The sequence below is a fragment of the Rhodoplanes tepidamans genome, assembly GCF_030813915.1.
GTDB classification, from domain to species: domain Bacteria; phylum Pseudomonadota; class Alphaproteobacteria; order Rhizobiales; family Xanthobacteraceae; genus Rhodoplanes; species Rhodoplanes tepidamans.
This window is the reverse complement of record NZ_JAUSUJ010000011.1, coordinates 200,204-207,125: the sequence shown is the minus strand read 5'-3', so window position 1 is coordinate 207,125 and position 6,922 is coordinate 200,204. Positions and strand designations below refer to the sequence as shown.

At 71.6% G+C, this 6,922-nt stretch carries 5 protein-coding genes; 4 read left to right on the top strand and 1 reads right to left on the bottom strand.

Annotated elements, in window-relative coordinates:
- Positions 1–146 precede the first annotated feature (146 nt).
- Positions 147–1,466, bottom strand: coding sequence for a UDP-glucose dehydrogenase family protein (locus tag J2S22_RS15060; protein ID WP_272840721.1), 1,320 nt, complete (start codon positions 1,464–1,466; stop codon positions 147–149).
- Between the two features lie 275 nt (positions 1,467–1,741).
- Between J2S22_RS15060 and J2S22_RS15055 the strand changes: the two genes are divergently transcribed.
- From J2S22_RS15055 to J2S22_RS15040, 4 genes are all read left to right on the top strand, one after another.
- Entirely contained in the window at positions 1,742–2,788 is a 1,047-nt protein-coding gene (locus J2S22_RS15055) for a GGDEF domain-containing protein (RefSeq protein ID WP_272840720.1), read from the top strand.
- Between the two features lie 160 nt (positions 2,789–2,948).
- Complete coding sequence (locus tag J2S22_RS15050; RefSeq protein ID WP_307155842.1) at positions 2,949–4,343, top strand: DUF3300 domain-containing protein; 1,395 nt, start codon at positions 2,949–2,951, stop codon at positions 4,341–4,343.
- A 53-nt stretch (positions 4,344–4,396) separates the two neighbouring features.
- Positions 4,397–5,350, top strand: coding sequence for a DUF2950 domain-containing protein (locus J2S22_RS15045; protein WP_272777979.1), 954 nt, complete (start codon positions 4,397–4,399; stop codon positions 5,348–5,350).
- Between the two features lie 400 nt (positions 5,351–5,750).
- Positions 5,751–6,920: a glycosyltransferase gene (locus J2S22_RS15040; RefSeq protein WP_272777980.1), complete on the top strand. Its 1,170-nt coding sequence runs from the start codon at positions 5,751–5,753 to the stop codon at positions 6,918–6,920.
- Positions 6,921–6,922: the final 2 nt, after the last annotated feature.

Sequence of the window (6,922 nt, the reverse complement as noted above, 5' to 3'; positions counted from 1 at the left end):
CAGAAAGATCCTCGTCATCGCCAACGGCCTCGTCAAAGCCGACGTCGCATACTCGCACGCTTGACATTCAAGACAGTCGCCGGGTTCGCCGCTGCACGGCGCCCCGGAACGACGGCGGACAGGCTCGTCAGAAGACGTGTTCGCCCTCACCCCCGCGCCGGGGCGCGGCCGATGCTCGAATAGGTGAAGCCCGCCCGCTCCATCTCGTCGGGCCGGTAGACGTTGCGCAGGTCGACGACGACCGGCCGGCGCATCACGCCCTTCAGGCGGTCGAGGTCGAGCGCCCGGAACTGCTCCCACTCGGTGACGATGACCAGCGCGTCGGCGCCTTCGGCGCACTCGTAGGCGTTGGCGCAGAAGGTGACGAGCCCGTCGAGGTCGCGCTTCGCCTGCTCCATGCCGGCCGGGTCGTAGGCCTTCACGGTGGCGCCCATGTCGTTGAACGCCGTCACCAGCGGGATCGACGGCGCGTCGCGCATGTCGTCGGTGTTGGGCTTGAAGGTGAGGCCGAGCACCGCGATGGTCTTGTCGCGCACGCTGCCGCCGAGCGCCGCCGCGACCTTGCGGGCCATCGCGCGCTTGCGCTGATCGTTCACCGCCACCACGGTCTCGACGATGCGCAGCGGCGCCTCGTGGTCCTGGGCGGTCTTGATCAGGGCGAGCGTGTCCTTCGGAAAGCACGAGCCGCCGTAGCCGGGACCGGCATGCAGGAACTTGGTGCCGATGCGGTTGTCGAGGCCGATGCCGCGCGCCACCTCCTGCACGTCGCCGCCGACCTTCTCGCACAGATCCGCGAGCTCGTTGATGAAGGTGATCTTGGTCGCCAGGAACGCGTTGGCGGCGTACTTGATCAGCTCGGCGGTGCCGCGCTGGGTGAACAGCAGCGGCGCCTGGTTGAGGTAGAGCGGCCGGTAGAGGTCGGTCATCACCTGGCGGGCGCGCTCGTCGGTGGTTCCGATGACGATGCGGTCGGGGTGCTTGAAGTCGCGGATCGCCGCCCCCTCGCGCAGGAACTCGGGGTTCGACACGACCGCGTAGTCGGCGTCCGGCCGGGTCTCCCGGATGATGCGCTCGACCTCGTCGCCGGTGCCGACCGGCACGGTCGACTTGGTCACCACCACGGTGAAGCCCGACAGCGCCGCCGCGATCTCGCGGGCGCAGGCGTGGACGTAGGAGAGGTCGGCGTGGCCGTCGCCGCGCCGCGACGGGGTGCCGACCGCGATGAACACGGCGTCGGCCTCCGCCACCGGCCCGGCGAGCGCGGTGGTGAAGTCGAGCCGCTTCTCGCGCACGTTCGTCTCGACCAGGCGGTCGAGCCCGGGCTCGTAGATCGGGATGTCGCCGGCCTGCAGGGCCTCGATCTTGCGGGCGTCCTTGTCGACGCAGGTCACGGTGTGACCGAAGTCCGCAAAGCAGGCGCCGGAAACCAGGCCGACATAGCCGGTGCCGATCATTGCCACGCGCATTCGAGGGCCAGCCTTTCGGGTCGGTCGGACGGGGGACGCCGCCGCTCATAACAAAGGCTCCGGAGGCGAACAAGCGACGGCCGGCGATAGCGGCTCCGAGCCGTGGCCGGCAGGAAGGATTGCGGTCCGGTTGCAGCCGATGGTAATCCAGACCCGCCCTTAAGGACTCGTAAACCATGCCGGGTCCAGATTATTTACGATCACCGGTTGCCGGTGGTCAGCCGCAGAATCCGGTTCTTGTCCGGGCCGATGGAATGCCGAGCACGTTGCCCCCCATGTCGCAGACCACCAACACGGACGATCCCGCGACGGCTTTCGCCATCGCGCTCAAGGCTCTGGAACGGATCCGGGGGCTCGGCCAGATCCCCGATCCGCCGACCTTCGAGGTGTGGTTCACGTATTTCCAGGGCCACAACCAGGCGCTGGTGCGCGACGTCGACGCGGCCGAGGCGGAGTGCCTGTCGCGCGCCCGGGTGCACAGCATCCGCGAGCGCCACTTCTCGTCCGAGCCGCATTTCGGCCAGTTCCTGTCGGTCGGCGAGGCGCTGGGGAGCGAGACCCGCAAGGTTCAGAACGCCATACAGGTGGCGAGCGGCTCGGCGGCCGACTACGGCATCGACCTGCAGAGCGCCGCCGAGGCGCTCGGCGGCGGACGGGCCGACCTCTCGGTCTCCGAGCTGGTCAAGTCGCTGGTGCGCTCCACCGACGCGATCCAGCAGACCAACGCGCTGCTCCAGGCCCAGCTCAAGCAGTCCGAGGACCAGTTCCGGCTGCTGCAGGAGAACATGGAGACGCTGCGGCTGGAGAGCATGACGGATCCGCTCACCCGGCTCGCCAACCGAAAGTATTTCGACTTCTCGCTGAGCCAGGCGACGACCCGGGCCGAGGACGAGGACGCGCCGCAGCCGTTCTCCCTCGCGATGATCGACATCGACCGCTTCAAGCGGTTCAACGACCAGTTCGGCCACACCACCGGCGACGACGTGCTGCGGCTGGTCGCCTTCACGCTGAAGAACAACGTCCGGGCGAGCGACCTCGTCGCCCGCTACGGCGGCGACGAGTTCGCCGTGCTGCTCCCCAATGCGAGCCTCGAGGAGGCGATGGCGATCGGCGACCAGATCCGCAAGGGGGTGGCCGAGCGGCCGCTGCTGCGCCGCGCCACCAAGGAGACGCTCGGCTACGTCACCCTCTCGATCGGCGTGGCGGCGTGGGCGCCGGGCGAGAGCGCCGTCGCCTTGATCGAGCGGGCCGACCGCCACCTCTACGAGGCCAAGGCGAACGGCCGCAACTGCCTGGTCGGCGCGCCCGTGCGGCCGAGCTGACCGCGGGCCGGAGCGCGAGCCGGCACGGCGCCGCCAGTAGCGGCGCCGGCCCTGCCGCCTCGCCCGAACCGGCTATGTGAAAGCCCTGAGTCCCTCCCGGGCGCGACCGTTCTACGGTTGCGGGACGCCGTTCCGGCGACACCCGCCACAGGAGGATCGCTTGCGTCTCGCGCGCTCGTTTCCGATCACGGCGTCATCACACGGCAGGCCCGGCCTGATGGCCGGAGCGGCCGCCCTCGCGATCCTGCTCGGCCTCGGCCCGCTGCTGCCGGGGGCGACCGCCACGGCCCAGACGGCGGCACCGGCCGCCGCGCCGGCCTCGGCGGCGCAGCAGCAGCCGCTGTCGCGCGAGCAGATCGAGGCGCTGGTCGCGCCGATCGCGCTCTACTCGGACGACCTCCTCGCCCAGGTGCTGATGGCCTCGACCTATCCGCTCGAGGTGGTGCAGGCGGCGCGCTGGGCCAAGGACAACGCCCGGCTGACCGGCAAGGCGCTGCAGGACGCGCTGCTGCAGCAGCCCTGGGATCCGAGCGTCAAGGCTCTGGTGCCGGTGCCGCAGACGCTGGCGATGATGAACGACAAGCTCGACTGGACCCAGCGGCTCGGCGACGCCTTCCTGGCCCAGCAGGGCGACGTGCTCGACGCCGTGCAGCGGCTGCGGGCCCGCGCCGACGCGGCCGGCACGCTGAAGAGCACCCCGCAGCAGAAGGTCTCGACCCGCAGCTCCGACGGCCGCACCGTGTTCGTCATCGAGCAGGCCGATCCGCAGGTCGTCTTCGTGCCGGCCTACGACCCGAACGTGGTGTTCGGCCCGTGGCCCTATCCGGCCTACCCGCCCTTCGCGTGGTATCCGCCCGGCTACGTGGCGAGCGGCGCCCTGTGGTTCGGGGCCGGCGTCGCCGCCGGCGCGGCGATCTGGGGCGGCCTCAACTGGTGGAACCGGCGGGTCGACATCAACGTCAACCGGTTCAACAACTTCAACCGCACCAACATCGTCGACGGCACGTGGCGGCACGACGTCGCCCACCGGCGCGGCGTCCCCTACGGCAATGCCGACCTGGCGGGCCGGTTCGGCCGCGGGGCCGCCGCCGACGCTGCCGCGCGCGAGGCGTTCCGGGGCCGCGTCCAGGCCGGCCAGGATCCGTTCCGCGACCGCGCCGGCGCCGTCGTGGGCGACCGTGTCCGCCCCGGCGCCGTCGCCGGCGACCGTGTCCGCCCCGCCGACCGGCCCGGGGTCGGCGACCGCGGCAGTCTCGGCGACCGCGCGCGGGGCGGCCGCGACGTCGCCCGCACCCGGGAGGCGGCGCGCGGCGGCAACGCGTTCGACGGCCTCGGCCGCGGCGGCGAGGTGCGGCGCGAGAGCGCCCGCGGCGCCGCCAGCCGGGCGGCGGCGCCGGCCCGCATCGGCGGCGGCGGACCGCGCGGCGGACCGCCGGCCGGATTGCGCGGCGGCGGCGGTGGCGGCCGGCCCGCGATTGCAGGCGGCGGTGGCTTCCGCGGTGGCGGTGGCGGCGGCTTCCGCGGCGGCGGCGGTGGACGCGGGGGGCGGCGATGAGCCCGATCCGCGCCGCCTCGCCCGTCCTCGCATCGGCCCGGGAGGGAACCGCCATGCCGTTCGTCCGCTTCGCCTCGATCGCACGGGCCCTCGTGCTTCTGGCGCTCGCCGGCCTCGTCGGCGTCTCCGCCGTGCCGCTCGCCGCCGCCCCGGCCGTCGCGCCGCGCGGGTTCGAAACGCCGCAGGCCGCCGCCGACGCCCTGTTCGAGGCGGCCAAGGCGCGCGACCGCAAGGCCGTGGTGGCGATCCTCGGCCCCGCCGTCCGGGACTGGATCGTCAGCGGCGACCCGGTGCAGGATCAGGCCCGGGTGGCGCGGTTCGTCGACGCCTACGCGAAGAAATCGGCGATCGTCCCGGAGGGCGGCGCCAGGGCGGTGCTGACCGTCGGCGACGACGGCTTCCCGTTCCCGTTCCCGCTCGTGAAGACCGGCACGCGGTGGCGCTTCGATCCGGAGGCCGGCCGCGAGGAGGTGCTCAACCGCACCATCGGCCGCAACGAGCTCGCCGCCATCCAGACGCTGCTCGCCGTGGTCGACGCCCAGCGCGACTATGCGGCCCGCCTGCACCAGGAGGGTGGCGCCGCCGCCTACGCGCGGCGCTTCCGCAGTAGCCCCGGCAAGAAGGACGGCCTGTTCTGGCCCGCCGCGCAGGGCGAGCCGGAGAGCCCGCTCGGGCCGCTGGTCGCCGATGCCGTACGCGAAGGCTACCGGGCGAAGGGCGGGCCGGTGCCGTTCCACGGCTACCATTTCCGCATGCTCACCGCGCAGGGGCCGAAGGCGCCGGGCGGCGCCTACGACTACCTGGCCGGCGGGCGGCTGATCGGCGGCTTCGCGGCGCTCGCCTGGCCGGCCCGATACGGGATCTCGGGGATCAAGACCTTCGCCGTGAATCACGAAGGGGTCGTCTACGAGGCCGATCTCGGCCCCGACACCGGACGGATCGCGCCGCGGATCGACGCCTTCGATCCCGACGCGCGGTGGACCAAGGTGGAGCCGCCGAAGCGCTGAGCGGCACGCCGGCGGATCGACGCGCGTCCGGCGAGACGCATCCAAGGCGCCGGAGCCGGCGCAGGCGGCGGCCCGTCCCCGGCCCGCGGCGAGGATCACGATCGCGTCAACGCCGGCCGGCGACGGGCGGCCCGCGATGCAATCAACTCACGCAGACTGCTGGACGATTCGCGCTTCGGCTGCGCCGATTGCCCGCCCATGGTAAACACTGCCTCATTTCCGACGCCATTTAGGCGGCTTTCGGCCATGAATGGTGGTAAACGGGACACATTCGGGTCGCGACAATTAACGCTCCGCCGTTAACGAACTCTTCAGGAATGGATTGAGCGCGCGACCGGCGACCCCGTATGTGAGGGGAACGCTGAAGAAGAACTCCAACAGCGGAAAAGTGGAGGCTCCCGTGCGCGTCGCTGTGATTCACGATTGGCTGTACACGGTCGGCGGCGCCGAGCGCGTGCTCCGGGAAATCCTGCAGTGCTATCCGGGCGCCGACGTCTACACGCTGTTCGACGTCCTCTCCCCCGAGGAGCGCGCCAAGATCGGCTACGAGACGGCGCACACGAGCTTCCTGCAGAAGCTGCCCTTCATCCGCTCGCAGCATCGCTCGTATCTTCCGCTGATGCCGCTGGCGATCGAGCAGTTCGATCTCTCGGGCTACGATCTGATCATCTCGTCGAGCTACGCGGTGGCCAAGGGCGTCCTGGTCGGCCCCGACCAGGTGCACGTCTCCTACGTCCATTCGCCGATGCGCTACGCCTGGGATCTCCAGCACAGCTATCTGCGCGAGAGCGGCTACGCCAAGGGCGTGAAGAGCGCCATCGCCCGGGTGATCCTCCACCGGATGCGGCTGTGGGACAGCCGCACGGCGAGCGGCCCGGACGCCATGATCGCCAACTCGTCCTTCGTGGCCCGCCGCATCCGCCGCGTCTACGGCCGCGCCGCCACCGTGATCCATCCGCCCGTGAACCTCGCCATGCAGCGCGCCGACGTGCCGCGCGGCAACCACTTCCTGGCGGCGAGCCGGCTGGTTCCCTACAAGAACATCGAGGCTGTGGTGCGCGCCTTCGCCCTGATGCCCGATCTCGAGCTGGTCGTCGCCGGCTCCGGGCCCGAGGGCCGGAAGCTGCGCGAGATCGCCACCCCCAACGTCTCCTTCGCCGGCTTCGTCAGCGACGAGCACCTGCGCCACCTGATGGCGACGGCCCGTGCCTTCGTGTTCGCGGCCGAGGAGGACTTCGGCATCATCATGGTCGAGGCGATGTCCGAGGGCACGCCGGTGCTGGCGCTCGGCCTCGGCGGCGCCCGCGAGATCGTCTCCTCGTCGCTGCCGAACCGCTCCGGCATGTTCTTCCTCACGCCGTCGCCCGACGACATCGCCGCCTGCGTGCGGGCTTTCGCGGCGCAGGAGCACACCTTCTCGCGCACCGTCTGCCGCCAGCAGGCGGCGCGCTTCTCCGCCGAGCGCTTCCGCTCCGAGCTCACCGCCTTCGTCGACAAGCAGATGGAGGAGGCCCGGCGGGCCCGCGACGCGGCCACCGGCTCGCTGCTCAACACCCGCAGCTACGCGTGACG